This is a genomic window from Gemmobacter megaterium, assembly GCF_900156815.1.
GTDB lineage: Bacteria > Pseudomonadota > Alphaproteobacteria > Rhodobacterales > Rhodobacteraceae > Wagnerdoeblera > Wagnerdoeblera megaterium.
Genome location: NZ_FTOT01000006.1, coordinates 17,883 through 33,227 on the forward strand (window position 1 = coordinate 17,883; position 15,345 = coordinate 33,227).

Genomic DNA, 15,345 nt, shown 5'->3' on the forward strand with positions numbered 1-15,345 from the left:
GTTATGAGAATCATCGCCATAGCGAACCAAAAAGGCGGGGTCGGCAAGACCACTACCACCATAAATCTCGGTGCGGCGCTGGCTGAGCATGACAAGAAAGTCTTGCTTATTGACCTGGATCCGCAAGGGAATACCTCCACTGGTTTGGGTATATCACCAAGCTCGCGTAGTGCTACGAGCTATGATCTCTTGCTTGGGGACGTGGTGCCTGAACCCCAGAAAGTTGGCGTTGGCGACCGGGGGCTTTGGATCATTCCGGCCAACACCGACCTCGCTTCAGCAGACATTGAGCTTCATGCGCATGAGAAGCGCAGTTTTCTTCTGCACGACGCCTTGAGAGGGCAGATGCTGCAGGATGACAGGTTTGACTATGTCTTGATTGACTGTCCGCCGTCACTCAATCTGCTTACAGTGAATGCAATGGTCGCAGCTCACGCGGTTCTGGTTCCGCTGCAGGCAGAGTTCTTTGCTCTGGAAGGGCTATCTCAACTTATGATGACCATCCGGGAGGTTCGAATGAAGGCGAATCCGGGGCTGCGGATTGAAGGGATAGTGCTGACGATGGCCGATATGCGCAATCGACTGTCTCAGCAGGTAGAGGCTGACGTGCGCGAGACCTTGGGCGATCTAGTTTTTCAGAACGTCATTCCACGGAATGTTCGGATCAGCGAAGCGCCATCTTTCGCCCGCACCATTCTGGACTATGATCCGTCGTCCAAGGGCAGCCAGGCTTATCGAGCACTTGCTGTCGAAGTGCTGGAACGGCATTACAACGCTGGACGCAAAGGGGCAGGGGCATGAACGAACGCAAGATGGAACGGCGCGGGCTGGGGCGTGGCCTTTCCGCTCTTATGGCGGATGTCGGTATGGTGGAATCAACCGTCGCAAAGGGTAGCGTCGGCGTCCGGGATGTACCAATAGAGCATGTTCAACCCAATCCCGATCAACCCCGCCGTCGATTTGATGAAGAGGCCTTGGCCGATCTTGCGAACTCCATCCGTGAAAAGGGTGTCCTGCAGCCCTTGCTGGTACGGGAGGTTGGCGACAGTTTCGAGATTGTGGCAGGTGAACGGCGTTGGCGCGCGGCACAGATCGCGCAGCTACATGTAGTTCCGGTCATCGTGCGCGACTATGACGATACCGAAGTCTTGGAAGTTGCGATCATTGAGAACATTCAGCGGGCAGACCTTAGCCCGGTGGAGGAAGCGGCTGCATATCGTCAGTTGATTGAACGATTTGGGCATACCCAGGAGAAAGTCGCGGAAACTCTTGGGAAGAGCCGAAGCTATATTGCAAACTCGCTGCGCCTGCTGGCTTTGCCCAGTGATGTGATCGGCATGATTGAAACCGGAGCATTGTCCTCGGGTCATGCGCGGGCGCTTGTCGCATCGGACAAGGCGTCCGCATTGGCGCGCAAGATTGTCGATCAGGGAATGACTGTCCGCGAAGTTGAACGCCTTGTCAGAGAGGACAAGACCGGGAAAGGAACGACGCGAGGGTATCGTTCGCGTCAGGGGCAGAAAGACGACGACACCTTGGCGCTTGAGGCAGATGTCTCCAGCAATCTGGGTATGAGCGTCAAGATCGCCCATGAGGCGCATACTGGTGGTGGCACTCTGTCTGTGCGTTACACGACGCTGGAGCAACTTGACCTGCTGTGCCGGGTGCTTTCGTCAGTCGGTTCCGACACGAATTCCTAGTGTTCGGCGATATCCGATAGCAATCTTGCTATGACAGAGTTCAACAAGATCCGGCCTTTGGGAGTCGCCTGTACTGCATGGTCGCTGCGTGCGAGATAGCCTTCTTGCGTCATCTCGACGAGAGACGTCCAGGTGTTCAGGTTGACCCCCATGCGGGCAAAGGTACTGTTGGGGATTCCGTCAACAAGCCGCAGGCCCATCAGGATTGTTTCGGCTGTCTGCTCGTCTTGTGAGAGCTCGACAGTTGGCAGGTCTCCTGACCCCTGTGTTTCGACAGCTTCCAACCACGCGCGCGGGTCTCTTATTGCCTCTGTCGCGACTCGTTGATGGCCAAGCATGACCCGGCCGTGTGCGCCAGGACCAACACCGGCGTAGATGCCACTGTTCCAATAGATGAGATTGTGTCGGCATTGCTCGTCGATGCGCGCATGGTTCGACACTTCATAAGCGGGCAGGCCGGCCGCTTCGCAGATGTCTTGGGTAAGCTCGAACATCTCCGCGGCGCTATCCTCGTCCGGCAGACCTTTGAGCTGCCCTGCGCTGTGACGGCGGGAAAAGACGGTGCCATCCTCGATCGTCAGTTGATAGAGCGAAAGATGCCCTGTTCCAAGGGAGATTGCTTCGTTCAACTCGGCAGACCAGTCCGGGATTGTCTGATGTTGGCGAGCGTATATGAGATCCAGATTCACCCTCTGAAAGTTGGCCTGGGCGATTTCGACTGCCCGCAAAGCCTCGCGTCGGCCATGTAGCCGTCCCAACCTTGCAAGGTGATCGTCGTTCAGGGACTGGACTCCGAGAGACACTCGGTTGACACCAGCCAGCGCGTAGCTTTTGAATCGCCCGCTTTCGACCGAGCCGGGATTCGCCTCCATGGATATCTCGATGTCGTTGGCTGTCCTCCAGGCATCTGTCGCTGATCTGACAAGGCTGTCGACGATCCTCGGGTCCATCAGAGACGGGGTACCGCCTCCGATGAATATGGTGCTCAGAATATGGTCGGGGCATGCTTCTGCGATACGGGAGATCTCGTGTTGATACGCTGAGATCCACCGCTCTGGGTCGATGGCCGTTGCGACGTGGCTGTTGAAGTCACAGTATGGGCACTTGGACTGGCAGTAAGGCCAATGAACATACAGTCCGAATTTCATCGCAGGCTCCCAGAATCGTGATTAACTGCGAACGCTCTGTTTCATGTGAAACAAGCAAGGAGCTTCTGGAACGCCAGCCCCCGGTGACTCAGGCGATTTTTCTGCCAGCGATCCATTTCCCCGAAAGTCTGCGTGTGACCATCCGGCTGGAAGATTGGGTCATAGCCATGTCCGTGCGCTCCGCGACCAGGGTTCACGATCCGCCCTTCGATCCGCCCTTCGAATACCTCGTCGTGACCATCCGGCCAGGCCAACACCAGTGTGCACACAAAGGCAGCTCGCCATGGCTCGGGCGCGCCACATTGGTCGAGTTCGTCGTGCACCCGACGCATCGCCAGTTGAAAGTCTCTGCCAGCGGGCGTCTCCGCCCAATCTGCGGTATAGACGCCTGGCGCGCCATGCAGAGCGTCGACACAAAGCCCGGAGTCATCCGCCAGCGCGACGTGTCCCGTGGCAGCGGCGGCGGCATGGGCTTTGATCCGGGCATTGCCGACGAAGGTTGTTTCGGTTTCCTCCGGTTCAGGAAGATCGAAGTCACCCATTGCAAAGAGCTTGATGTTCCGGTTCGCAAGCAGTTCGGAAATTTCTTCCAGCTTTCCGGAATTATGAGTCGCGATCAGAAGCGCCTCCTGCGTAAACTTCCTCATGAGATTGCAGTCTTTTGAGCGGAGACCAATTGCTTGATACCGCTTTCTGCGTGGTCCAGAAGCTGCAACATTTCGGATCTCGAGAATGCAGCGCCTTCTGCGGACATCTGTACTTCAACAAGAGCGCCAGAGCCGGTCAGCACAAAGTTACCGTCTGTGCCGGCTGCGCTATCCTCTACATATTCGAGATCCAGCACCGGCTGACCGCCATATATGCCACAGGATACGGCGGCGATATGGTCGGTGATCGGGTCGGAGAGGATCAGTCTGCTCGCCAGCAGCTTGTTGGCAGCCAGACGCAGAGCAACCCATCCACCCGTGATGGCGGCGCAGCGGGTACCGCCGTCGGCCTGGATCACATCACAATCCACGACGATCTGGCGCTCTCCAAGTGCAGCGCGATCCACGCCTGCGCGCAAGGCGCGGCCGATAAGACGCTGGATCTCAATCGTGCGCCCTTGTTGCTTTCCCGAGGCAGCTTCGCGGCGATTGCGGGTGTTCGTCGCCCGCGGCAGCATTCCGTATTCTGCAGTGACCCAGCCAAGTCCGGTCCCCTTCAGAAACGGTGGCGGGCGGTCCTCGATGCTGGCGGTGCACAGGACATGCGTATCTCCGATGCGGATCAGGCAAGATCCCTCCGCATGTTTGACAACATTCGTCTCGATCGAGATTGTGCGCATTTCGTTCAATGCCCGTCCGGAAGGCCGCATCCCGTATCCTTTCTGTTCTAGGTTTATTGGCAGTTACCCTTGTGCCGCAGGGCTGGCAAGCCCAAGGTTCTGTTCATGCTGGCAACCGTTGACGAGCGGCAGAGGGGCACCTAATTTGGAGCGTCGTCAGAGTAGCACCAATGACCAACTCACCAAGCCCTCTCCATGATCTGAACACGCGTTCGCGCGAGGTGTTCCGGCGGGTTGTGGAAAGCTATCTGCAATCCGGTGATCCTGTCGGATCCAGGACACTGACCCGCGCCATGTCAGAGAAGTTGTCAGCAGCAACCATCCGAAATGTGATGCAGGATCTGGAGTTTCTGGGGCTTCTAGATTCGCCGCATGTCTCGGCGGGCCGGATCCCGACGCAACTTGGCTTGCGTATGTTTGTTGATGGCTTGCTGGAAGTTGAGTCCATCGACTCGAGCGACCTGGAGCGCATTCATGCCAGCGTCGATCCTGCGGACCGGGATGTTGCGCATATGCTGGATCAGGTCAGCGGGACCTTGTCGCGGATAACCCGTGGCGCCAGCCTGGTTCTCACCCCCAAGCATGAAGCCGCGATCCGCCATATCGAGTTTGTCAGCCTTGCGCCAGACCGCGCACTGGTGGTTCTGGTGTTTTCGGATGGCCACGTCGAGAACCGGATCTTCACCCCCCCTGCCGGGCAGACGCCATCGTCCATGCGAGAGGCGGCCAATTTTCTGAGTGCCTTTGCAGAAGGGCGCACCCTGACCGATCTTCGCGCCCAATTTGCACGAGAGCTTCAGGACCGCAGGCAGGAAATAGATGTTCTGGCGCGCGATCTGGTCGAAAGCGGGCTGGCTGTGTGGGAGAATGCGGGCCAGGTGTCCGAGCGACTGATCGTGCGCGGTCGGGCGAATTTGTTGCCGGAAAGCGATGAAGCTGCCGAGCTCGACCGTATCCGCAGCCTGTTCGACGATCTGGAACGCAAGCGAGACATCGCGGAATTTCTGGATCTTGCCGAAGAAGGGCAGGGCGTGCGCATTTTCATTGGGTCAGAGAACAAGGTTTTCTCACTTTCCGGTTCCTCTCTCGTTGTCTCTCCCTATATGAACGCCGAGCGGAAGATCATCGGTGCCATCGGGGTGATCGGTCCGACCCGGCTGAACTATGGCCGGATCGTTCCGATTGTCGATTACACCGCCCAGCTCATCGGGAAGATGATTTCTGATCGAACGAAAGGATAAGAGGCATGCAGGACGAAAAGCTCAACCCTTCGGAACAAGGTCCGACAACCACCGCAGAGGGGGCGGAGCCGGAGTTCGACTACATCGACGCCGAAGAGCTGGACAGGCTCAAGGCCGAACGTGACGAGTTCCGCGACAAGTTCATGAGGGCGCTGGCCGACGCTGAAAACTCCCGCAAGCGTGCGGATCGTGACCGGCGCGAGGCAGAGCAATATGGCGGATCGCGTCTGGCTCGGGATCTGCTGCCCGTGCATGACAACATGCGGCGTGCCATCGAGGCGATCAGCGACGAGCAGCGCGAACAGAATGCGGCGCTGATCGAAGGCGTCGAGCTGACACTGCGCGAGTTGCACAATGTGTTCAGCAAGCACGGTGTCACCTTGATCTCACCGCAGGTTGGCGATCTCTTCGATCCGCAAATTCATCAGGCCATGTTCGAGGCCCCGGTGCCCGGCACGGTCGCCGGAACCATCCTCCAGTGCATGGCAGACGGATTCATGCTGCATGATCGTCTGCTGCGACCGGCGCAGGTTGGTGTATCGTCCAACAATGGCTGACGGTGGCGGTTGACGCGCAATCGCCAGGTGGATCATCTTGAAGAGGGTGGGGCCGGAGTCTGATCCGGCTTTGCCATCAAACCGCGAAGCTCATACAGAAGTTCCAGCGCCTGCCGGGGTGATAGGTCGTCTACATTGATCTTGTGCAGGCGATCTTCGACTTGCGAAGGGGGGGCCGCCGCCGTGCGCGGCGCGGCTGCGGAGGCGGCCGAGAACAGCGGCAGATCGTCGATCAGCGCCATGGTCCGCGTCCTCCCGCCTTCCCGCTCGCCCTTTTCCAGAGCCTCAAGCACCACCCGTGCCCGATCCACCACAGACGACGGCAACCCTGCCAGGCGCGCAACCTGCACACCGTACGACCGATCAGCGGCCCCCTTGCGGACCTCGTGAAGGAAGATGACCTCTCCTTGCCATTCCTTGACGCTTACCGTCGCATTCTCGACGGCCTTCAGACGGCCGGCTAGGGTGGTCATTTCGTGATAATGCGTTGCAAACAACGCGCGGCAGCGGTTCGTGTCATGCAGGTGTTCCAGAACAGCCCATGCAATCGAAAGCCCGTCATAGGTTGCGGTTCCGCGACCAATCTCATCCAGAATGACCAGCGCCCGCGCATCTGCCTGATTTAGAATGCCAGCGGTCTCGACCATTTCGACCATGAATGTCGAGCGCCCGCGTGCAAGATCGTCCGACGCGCCGACTCTGCTGAACAACTGGCTGACAAGGCCGATCCGCACCGAGTCGGCGGGCACGAAACTGCCGGCCTGTGCGAGCACGGCAATCAGCGCGTTTTGTCGCAGGAATGTGGATTTACCGGCCATATTCGGCCCGGTCAGCAACCATATTGCCGGAGACTCGCCCGTGGACAAAAGGCAATCGTTGGCGACAAATGGCTCCCCGGCACGGCGCAAGGCGCGCTCCACAACAGGGTGCCGGCCGCCGCTGATCTCGAACGCATGGCTGTCGTCCACAATCGGCTCGCACCAGTGCTCTGCTATTGCCAGATCGGCCAGGGCACAGGCGACGTCGATCTCTGCCAGTGCGCGTGAGGTTTGGGCGATTGCGCCAGAACTGGCAAGCACCGTGGATTGCAGCGACTGGAAATGGCCGCGCTCCAGTTGCAGGGCGTGGCTCGCCGCATTCAGGATACGGGTTTCCAGTGCAGACAGTGCGACAGTCGTGAAACGCACCTGATTGGCAGTGGTTTGACGGTGAATGTATCGCTCCGACAGCGGCGGGGTCATCATCCGCTCTGCATGTCTGTCCGTCACTTCGATAAAATAGCCCAACACATTGTTGTGCTTGATCTTCAGGGTTTGTATTCCGGTTTCTACCGCATAGTCGGCCTGCATCCGCGCAATCACGCCGCGCCCTTCGTCCCTGAGTGCGCGGGTCTCGTCGAGTTCCGAGTCGAAGCCCTTGGCAACAAAACCTCCGTCACGAAGCAGCAACGGGGGATCACTCACAACGGCAGAGCGCAAGAGCGAGACAAGCGCGTCGTGTCCGGTCAGCGACCTGGCCGCCTCGCCAAGCAAAACCGGCGCGTCCTGCCAGCCAGCCAGTATGTCCGCAATCTCGACGGCATGATACAGCCCGTCCCTGATGGCCGCCAGATCGCGCGGCCCGCCCCTGTCGAGGGCAAGCCTGGACTGTGCCCGTTCCATATCCGGTACCGCCTTCAACAACGTCCGAAGCTGGTCGCGAAGTCGCGCGTTTTCGGCAAGGCTGCGCACCGCGATCAGGCGCTGCCGGATCAGATTCAAGTCTCTGGACGGCCCCGAGAGCCGCCTTTCCAGCAGCCTTGCCCCTGCTGCGGTCACAGTGCGATCTACCGTGGCCAACAGCGATCCGTCGCGGCCACCATTGCTGCCATGAGTAATCTCCAGGCTTCTCCGGGTTGCCGCGTCTATCTGCATGAGCCCGCCGGCAAGTTCCCTGACCGGAGGTCGAACCAGTGGGAGGCGGCCACGTTGAGTCAGATCCAGATAGTCGACAAGCGCGCCCATGGCAGACAATTCGGCCCGATCAAAGGCGCCGAAACCGTCCAGCGTGGACACCGACCACAAGCCGCACAGTCTCCGCTCGGCGCCGGTACTGTCAAAGCCCGATCGTGGCCGCAAGGTGTCGACGGCGCCGCTCTCCGTCACAACAGGACAGAGGGCGGCCTGCGTCTCGGACAGCAGCACCTCGCGCGGCGCAAGCCGGGCGAGTTCCGGTCCCAGTCTGACAGCAGGGCAGGGCATCACCCGCATCTCGCCGGTCGATATGTCGACCCAGGCCAACGCGCCTGCGTCTCGGACTTCGGAAAAGGCCGCCAGATAGTTGTGTCGCCGCGCTTCCAGCAAGGAATCTTCGGTCAGGGTTCCCGGCGTGACCAGTCGCACCACATCGCGTCGCACGACCGATTTCGACCCGCGCTTTTTCGCCTCGGCCGGGTCTTCCATCTGTTCGGCGATTGCGACGCGAAATCCCTTGCGGATCAGCGCCAGAAGATAGCCCTCGGCGGCATGAACCGGCACACCGCACATCGGGATGTCGGCGCCCAGATGTTGGCCGCGTTTCGTCAATGCGATGTCCAGGGCGGCAGATGCCTGAACCGCATCATCAAAGAACATCTCGTAGAAGTCGCCCATACGGTAGAACAGGATTGCGTCCGCGTGCTGGCCCTTGATCTCCAGATATTGGGCCATCATCGGCGTAACGGTATCGGTCATGCGGTCCCCCTGTCGTGGCGCAGAACCTAGCGCGTACGCCACGAAGGGAAAAGGCCCGCAAATCCATTGTTCCGCGCGGACCGGAACGGTATTAGGGCGCAAAGGGAGGCCCGAATGACCCGCACGAAGATCACGCCCGAAGAGGCGCTTGCCTATCATCTGGAACCGCGTCCAGGTAAGTACGATATCGTGGCCTCGACCCCGATGGCGACACAGCGGGATCTGTCCCTTGCCTATTCGCCGGGTGTGGCCGTCCCCGTCCAGGCGATTGCCGAGCGCCCGGAGACAGCCTACGACTATACCGTCAAAGGCAACATGGTCGCGGTGATTTCCAACGGAACGGCGATCCTCGGGCTTGGTAACCTGGGTGCACTGGCCTCCAAGCCCGTGATGGAAGGCAAGGCAGTGTTGTTCAAGCGCTTCGCCGACGTCAACGCCATCGACATCGAACTGGACACCGAAGACCCGGACGAGATCATCAAGGCGGTCAGCCTGATGGGCCCGACATTCGGAGGTATCAACCTCGAAGATATCAAGGCGCCGGAATGCTTCATCATCGAGAGCCGCCTGAAGGAGATCATGGATATTCCGGTGTTCCATGACGATCAGCATGGCACGGCGGTGATATGTGCGGCGGGACTGATCAATGCGCTCGAAATTTCGGGCAAGAAGATCCAGGATGTGAAGATCGTTCTGAACGGGGCCGGGGCGGCGGGAATTGCGTGCCTTGAACTGCTGAAATCCATGGGCGCCCGGCACGAGAACTGCCTGATGTGCGATACCAAGGGTGTGGTCTACCAGGGCCGGACCGAGGGGATGAACCAGTGGAAATCGGCACATGCCGCGCAAACCGATCTTCGGACGCTGCAAGAGGCTATGGTCGGGGCGGATGTGTTCCTGGGTGTTTCCGCCAAAGGTGCCGTTACGGCCGAAATGGTCGCCAGCATGGCAGACAATCCGGTGATCTTTGCGATGGCCAACCCGGATCCGGAGATCACTCCGGAAGAGGCCCATGCCGTGCGCGCGGATGCCATCGTGGCGACGGGACGCAGCGATTACCCGAACCAGGTGAACAACGTCCTGGGCTTTCCCTATCTGTTTCGCGGCGCCTTGGACATCCATGCCCGCGCGATCAATGACGAAATGAAGATCGCCTGTGCCCAGGCACTGGCAAAGCTGGCGCGAGAGGATGTGCCGGACGAAGTGGCGATGGCCTATGGCCGCAAGCTGTCGTTCGGGCGGGACTACATCATTCCCACCCCCTTTGATCCCCGCCTGATCCATGTGATCCCCCCGGCGGTGGCCAAGGCGGGGATGGACACGGGCGTCGCCCGCCGTCCTATCATTGACCTTGCGGCCTATGAGCAAAGCCTGAAAAGCCGGATGGATCCGACCTCCAGCATCCTGCAAGGAGTCCACGCACGTGCACGCCAGGCACAGGCCCGGATGATCTTTGCCGAAGGCGATGATCCCCGCGTGCTGAGGGCGGCCGTCGCCTATCAACGTGCGGGATTGGGCAAGGCGTTGGTGGTCGGGCGCGACACCGATGTGCGTGACAAGCTCGAAGCCGCCGGGCTGTCCGATGCCGTCCGTGAACTGGAGGTCGTGAACGCGGCCAATACCCGCCATCTCGATACCTACAAGGATTTTCTGTATCATCGGCTCCGGCGGCAGGGATTTGACCGGCAGGATATCCACCGCCTTGCCGCGCGCGACAGGCATGTCTTTGCATCGCTGATGCTGGCCCACGGCCACGGAGATGGCTTGGTGACGGGGGCTACGCGAAAATCGGCCCATGTGCTGAGCCTGATCAACCATGTTTTCGACGCGACGGCTGCGGATGGTGCCGTTGGGGTTACCGCGCTGTTCCACAAGGGCCGGATCGTGCTGATTGCCGACACACTGGTCCATGAATGGCCCGACGAAAGGGATCTGGCGACAATCGCCATCGCGGCGGCGGGCGTGGCCCGAAATCTTGGGTTGGAACCGCGCGTCGCTTTTGTCTCGTTCTCGACATTCGGGTATCCTGTCAGCGAGCGGGCCACCAAGATGCATCGCGCGCCGACAGTCCTGGACGACATGAAGGTTGACTTCGAATACGAAGGAGAAATGACTGTCGATGTGGCTCTGAACATGGATCAGATGGCGCATTATCCATTCTGCCGCCTGAGTGGGCCAGCGAACATCCTTGTTGTGCCCGCCCGGCACTCGGCGTCGATCTCGGTCAAGCTGATGCAAGAAATGGCGGGGGCCACGGTGATCGGGCCAATTCTGTCCGGTGTGAAGAAACCCATCCAGATCTGTTCGACCAATGCGACCGTGAACGACATTCTGAACATGGCGGTCATGGCCGCCTGCAAGATGGGGTGAATGCCATGTGCCCGCCAGCGCCGATGCGCCTGGCGGGCCCTGGCAGACTGGCCTAGTTGGCCAGTTCTTCTCCAATGAGGGCCACCGGGGACAGGATGATCCGGGTTGCCCCCTGAACAGTCAATATTGCGCCGGGCAACAGGCCTATGCGGCTTGCCGCGTCGCGTCCCAGCGCGTCGTCAACATCACCGATGCCATTGAGCAGCTGAATCAGGCTGGGTGACGTGCCCGCAGTGAAATGGCCATCGCCCGTCGAGAATGCCCCGACTTCCAGTAATGTGACCTCGAGCCCCGCCAGTGCCTGCACATCGCCCAGATTGCCCAGGCGGGATGTCTCTCCGGCCAGTCTTGCAGATAGGCCGAGCGCCCTGTCGCGGGAGGATGTGAAGATCACGAATGGCTGTGGCAATACGCCGACCGCCTGCGCCTGTGCCCGAAACACATCGACGTCTATGTCAGGCGAGATCAGAATGACCCCACCGACACGAGGCAGCACAGATCTATCGCGGCCGATTGCCAGTTGGCGCAGTGCCTCCATTGTCAGCGCACTACCCAGGGAATGCGCGACAAGGAGGATTTGATCGGCCCCTGCCGCCGACACCTCCTGTAACAGCCGCTCCAGCCCATCCCTGGCAAACAGGGCGGAGTCACGGTCGTAGGCATAGCCCAGCGGCGTGCCACGAGACGGCCAGCTATACAGCACAGGCACGCCCGGCAGTCCCATGTCATGCTGCAACTGCGCAAGGCGATACAGGCTCTCGGCGAAGGTATTATTGAAGCCATGAATGTACACGACGACCTCGCGCTTGCCGGGCGGGGTGTGGCGCAACTCTCTGGCCAAATCCGTGCGAAAGGCCGCGTCGGTCTCATAGCTCTTTTGGTCAACCGTCAGCATATGCTTCGATGGGTCTGCCGGGCCATGGCGCGGCGGCCAGGGCAGGGAGCCAAGCTGGCGATCCGGGGGGATAGAGACATCATAGCGCGCGAACCGGGTCATATAGCTGCGGCCGCGTGAATAGGGATTCCCCGCGTCATCCCCTGGCAGGCGCGTGCTGCCGATGAAAATCCGCTCTACAGCGCCGACCGCTGCGGCTTCCGGGGCAAGGGTGATCAAACCTCGCGGCGCGCAGGCAGCCAGGGCAACAATCGAGAGGGCTGCTAGGAGGAGGATCCGCATGTCGCAATTGATCCTCAAGTTCCGCCGCTTCGTCAATCAGGCTTGAGGCCGGATCTCTGCCGCCGCCTCATGCCGGTTCAGAAGTGTTTCCCGTGAAACATCGGCTCAACGTGCATTGAACGGTGCGATCGGTTCGGCCGGATTGGGCTCTGGCCCGATCTCTTCAAAATCGAAGGCATCCAGCCGTCGGGCACGACGTCCGGCCTTGTCTGCGGAAATGCGGATTTCCTCTACGTCCTTTGCGGCCTGACTGAAGTGCCGGTCCAGATTCTCGACGCGGGTACCAAGGCGTTCGACATCTGCATGGAGCAAGGCCAGTTCCTTGCGGATCGCACCTGCCTGCTCACGCATACGCGCGTCCTTCAGGACAGCGCGCATTGTGTTTAACACGGCCATGCAGGTCGTCGGAGACACGATCCAGACCCGCAACGCAAAACCCTCCCGCACAACATCGGCGAAATTGGCGTGAAGCTCGGCATAGACCGCTTCGGATGGCAGGAACATCAAGGCGCCCTCTGCCGTCTCTCCTTCAATGATGTAGCGTTCGGCAATCGCGCGCAAATGGGCGCGAACTGCCGTTCTGAGCATTCGCGCCGCTTCGGTTTGCTGTTGCGGTGTCTTGGCATTGCGCAGAGCCTCGTAGGCTTCCAGCGGAAACTTGCTGTCGACAACGATGGGGCCGGGTGGTTTGGGCAGGTGGATCAGGCAGTCTGCCCTTTTCCCGTTCGAAAGCGTTGCCTGCATCGTGTAGCTGTCGCTGGGCAGCGCCTTCAGGACGATATCATGCAGTTGGATCTCGCCAAATGCGCCACGCGTCTGCTTGTTCGACAAGATGTCCTGGAGCGACAGAACATCGCCGGACAGCTTCTCGATCTTTGCCTGCGCGCGATCTATCGTCTCCAGTCGTTGCTGCAAATCGCCCAGCGACCGCGCGGTCCGAGTGGCCGAGCCATTGAGCGACTCGCCTATGCGTTGCTGGACCTCGGACAGCCGGGCCTCCATCAGCTTCAACATGGCCGTCTGGGCCTGGGTTTGCGTCTCGGAGACATGCGCCAGGCCGCCTGCCAGACGCTCCTGCCCATCACCAAGCGCCTGAACCCTTTGCGCAAGCCAGCCCAGATCGCCCCGCAGAGGTTCCGCCATGCGCGCCGCGCGCCCCGCCGCCCGCAGGGTCAGGATCAGCAGGACAAGCAGGATCGCGCCGCCAAGCGCGGCAAGGATTTGCCAATCTGACAGGGCAAAGCTCTGATCGCCTATTGTAATCATGTGCGCCCGAACAATCGCTCAATGTCGGACAGCTTCAGTTCGACATAGGTCGGGCGGCCATGATTGCACTGGCCAGACATTGGCGTGGCTTCCATGTCACGCAGCAGGGCGTTCATCTCGTCGGCACGCATCTGGCGCCCTGTGCGAACCGACCCGTGGCAGGCCATGCGGCTGAGAATGGCATCTATCCGCGTGTTCAGCAGCGTTGCCGTTCCCTGATCGGCGATCTCGTCCACGATGTCATGCAACAGTTTTGCTGCGTTGATCTGGCCCAGAACGGCCGGGGTTTCCCGGACGGCGACGGCACCGCCGCCAAACGGTTCGATGACCAGACCAAGCCGCGCGAGTTCTGGCGCCAATTCCATCAGCCGTGATGCTTCATCGGCTGGAAGTTCCACGATGTCAGGTATCAGTAGTGCCTGGGAGGGCACAGTGCCTTGGGCCTGCGTCTTGAGCCGTTCATACACCAGCCGCTCATGCGCAGCATGTGCATCGACGATGACAATACCATCAGATGTCTGAGCGATGATGTAGTTCTCGTGCAGATGCGCACGTGCGGCCCCAAGCGGATGGTCCCCCGAAACAGGCAAAACAGGCTCTATGCGGCCCGTTGGCTGCTCTGAAAATCCGATTGGGGCCTGATAGGCGGCGCTGCGCGCGAGCGTCTGGGACGATGGCCGGTCCATCTGGTAGACGCGCGCCGGGGTTGGCGGTGGCTCGATGTTCTGGGGTCGCATTGCTGCAAGTGTTGCCTCTGCGACCGTGGTTGACGCGCGGTGCCCCGCTTCCGCCAGCGCGTGCCGCAGCGCCGTGACGATCAGACCGCGCGCGACGGTCGGGTCGCGGAAACGGACTTCGGACTTTGCCGGATGCACGTTCACATCCACCAGCTGGGGATCGCAGTCCAGAAACAACGCAGCACCCGGATGACGATCCCGCGAAAGGACGTCCACATAGGCCGCGCGCAACGCGCTGAACAACAGCCTGTCCAGCACCGGCCGACCGTTGACGAACAGGAACTGTGCTACAGCCGCGCCACGTGACCAGGTGGGCAGCGCGGCATAGCCTGTCAGCCGGATTCCGTCGCGTTCCGCCTGGATCGGCAAGGCATTCTCTGAGAAGTCCGGGCCAATGACGCGCGCCAACCGGCGGCGCAGCGCATCGAACATATCGCCGGTTTCGGCATCGGCGCGAAACACCAGCCGCCCCTCTCCGCCGCCCGTCACATCCCGGAGCGTGAAGGATACTTCGGGCTCTGCCATGGCGAGGCGCTTGATCACATCGGCAATCGCCATGGCCTCGGCACGATCCGACCTGAGAAATTTCAATCGCGCGGGCGTGGCAAAGAACAGATCGCGGAGTTCCACGACAGTCCCACGTGTCAGCGCGGCTGGCCGCACCTCTCCCAACCGGCCGCCAGAGATGGCAAGGCTTGCGGCATCTTCGCCCTGCACGCGACTGGTGATCGTCAGACGCCCGACCGCGCCAAGACTGGGCAGCGCCTCGCCCCGAAAGCCGAAGGTATGGATGTTCAGCAGATCGCTTCCGTCGATCTTGGACGTGGCATGACGGGTCAGCGCCAGCGGCAGATCCTGCTGGGTCATCCCGAAGCCATCGTCCGCGACCCGGACCAACGCCTTGCCGCCCTGCGCATAGGCAATGTCCACACGCCGCGCGCCAGCATCCAGCGCGTTTTCCACCAGTTCCTTTACCGCCGAAGCGGGGCGCTCCACGACCTCTCCCGCTGCGATGCGGTTGATGGCGGACTCGTCCAACTGCCGGATAACCGGGCGCATCTGGGGGGCTTGAGCGTTCATGCCTCCATATATAGCAGCGCCCGACCTGTGA

General features: G+C 60.5%; 12 protein-coding genes. 5 read left to right on the top strand and 7 right to left on the bottom strand.

Going from position 1 to position 15,345, the window contains the following annotated elements:
• The first annotated feature begins 3 nt into the window (after positions 1-3).
• Both BW970_RS13935 and BW970_RS13940 read left to right on the top strand, forming a co-directional pair.
• The gene (locus tag BW970_RS13935) at positions 4-801 is read left to right on the top strand and encodes a ParA family protein (RefSeq protein WP_076532421.1); all 798 of its coding nucleotides are present in this window, start codon (positions 4-6) and stop codon (positions 799-801) included.
• Entirely contained in the window at positions 798-1,700 is a 903-nt protein-coding gene (locus BW970_RS13940; RefSeq protein WP_076532422.1) for a ParB/RepB/Spo0J family partition protein, read from the top strand. Before BW970_RS13935 ends, BW970_RS13940 begins: the two co-directional genes overlap by 4 nt.
• Here BW970_RS13940 and hemW read toward each other — a convergent pair.
• Genes hemW through rph form a run of 3 tightly spaced genes read right to left on the bottom strand, consistent with a single transcriptional unit; the run spans position 1,697 to position 4,205 of the window.
• Complete coding sequence (gene hemW, locus BW970_RS13945) at positions 1,697-2,848, bottom strand: radical SAM family heme chaperone HemW (protein WP_076532424.1); 1,152 nt, start codon at positions 2,846-2,848, stop codon at positions 1,697-1,699. The two genes, BW970_RS13940 and hemW, sit on opposite strands and share 4 nt — an antisense overlap.
• Before the next feature lie 41 nt (positions 2,849-2,889).
• Positions 2,890-3,495, bottom strand: coding sequence for an RdgB/HAM1 family non-canonical purine NTP pyrophosphatase (gene rdgB, locus BW970_RS13950; RefSeq protein WP_076532426.1), 606 nt, complete (start codon positions 3,493-3,495; stop codon positions 2,890-2,892).
• Complete coding sequence (rph, locus tag BW970_RS13955) at positions 3,492-4,205, bottom strand: ribonuclease PH (protein WP_076532427.1); 714 nt, start codon at positions 4,203-4,205, stop codon at positions 3,492-3,494. The genes rdgB and rph overlap by 4 nt, the downstream gene beginning before the upstream one ends.
• Positions 4,206-4,345: 140 nt before the next feature.
• Here rph and hrcA point away from each other — a divergent pair, with 140 nt between their 5' ends.
• The gene (gene hrcA, locus BW970_RS13960) at positions 4,346-5,416 is read left to right on the top strand and encodes a heat-inducible transcriptional repressor HrcA (RefSeq protein ID WP_076532429.1); all 1,071 of its coding nucleotides are present in this window, start codon (positions 4,346-4,348) and stop codon (positions 5,414-5,416) included.
• 5 nt (positions 5,417-5,421) lie between these two features.
• A complete protein-coding gene (locus BW970_RS13965) occupies positions 5,422-5,973 on the top strand; it encodes a nucleotide exchange factor GrpE (protein WP_076532431.1) in 552 nt (183 codons plus the stop codon).
• Positions 5,974-6,005: 32 nt separating this feature from the next.
• Here BW970_RS13965 and mutS read toward each other — a convergent pair whose 3' ends face one another.
• Complete coding sequence (mutS, locus tag BW970_RS13970) at positions 6,006-8,684, bottom strand: DNA mismatch repair protein MutS (RefSeq protein WP_076532433.1); 2,679 nt, start codon at positions 8,682-8,684, stop codon at positions 6,006-6,008.
• A gap of 114 nt (positions 8,685-8,798) precedes the next feature.
• On the opposite strand from mutS, the gene BW970_RS13975 reads away from it, so the two are divergent.
• On the top strand, positions 8,799-11,054 hold the full coding sequence (locus BW970_RS13975) for an NADP-dependent malic enzyme (protein ID WP_076532435.1): 2,256 nt from the start codon (positions 8,799-8,801) through the stop codon (positions 11,052-11,054).
• 52 nt (positions 11,055-11,106) lie between these two features.
• Here BW970_RS13975 and BW970_RS13980 read toward each other — a convergent pair whose 3' ends face one another.
• The 3 genes from BW970_RS13980 to mutL all read right to left on the bottom strand — a co-directional run bounded on the left by BW970_RS13980 (position 11,107) and on the right by mutL (position 15,314).
• A complete protein-coding gene (locus tag BW970_RS13980) occupies positions 11,107-12,231 on the bottom strand; it encodes an alpha/beta hydrolase (RefSeq protein ID WP_076532437.1) in 1,125 nt (374 codons plus the stop codon).
• A 105-nt stretch (positions 12,232-12,336) separates the two neighbouring features.
• Positions 12,337-13,497, bottom strand: coding sequence for a DNA recombination protein RmuC (locus BW970_RS13985; protein ID WP_076532439.1), 1,161 nt, complete (start codon positions 13,495-13,497; stop codon positions 12,337-12,339).
• On the bottom strand, positions 13,494-15,314 hold the full coding sequence (gene mutL, locus BW970_RS13990; protein WP_076532441.1) for a DNA mismatch repair endonuclease MutL: 1,821 nt from the start codon (positions 15,312-15,314) through the stop codon (positions 13,494-13,496). Before mutL ends, BW970_RS13985 begins: the two co-directional genes overlap by 4 nt.
• Positions 15,315-15,345 lie beyond the last annotated feature (31 nt).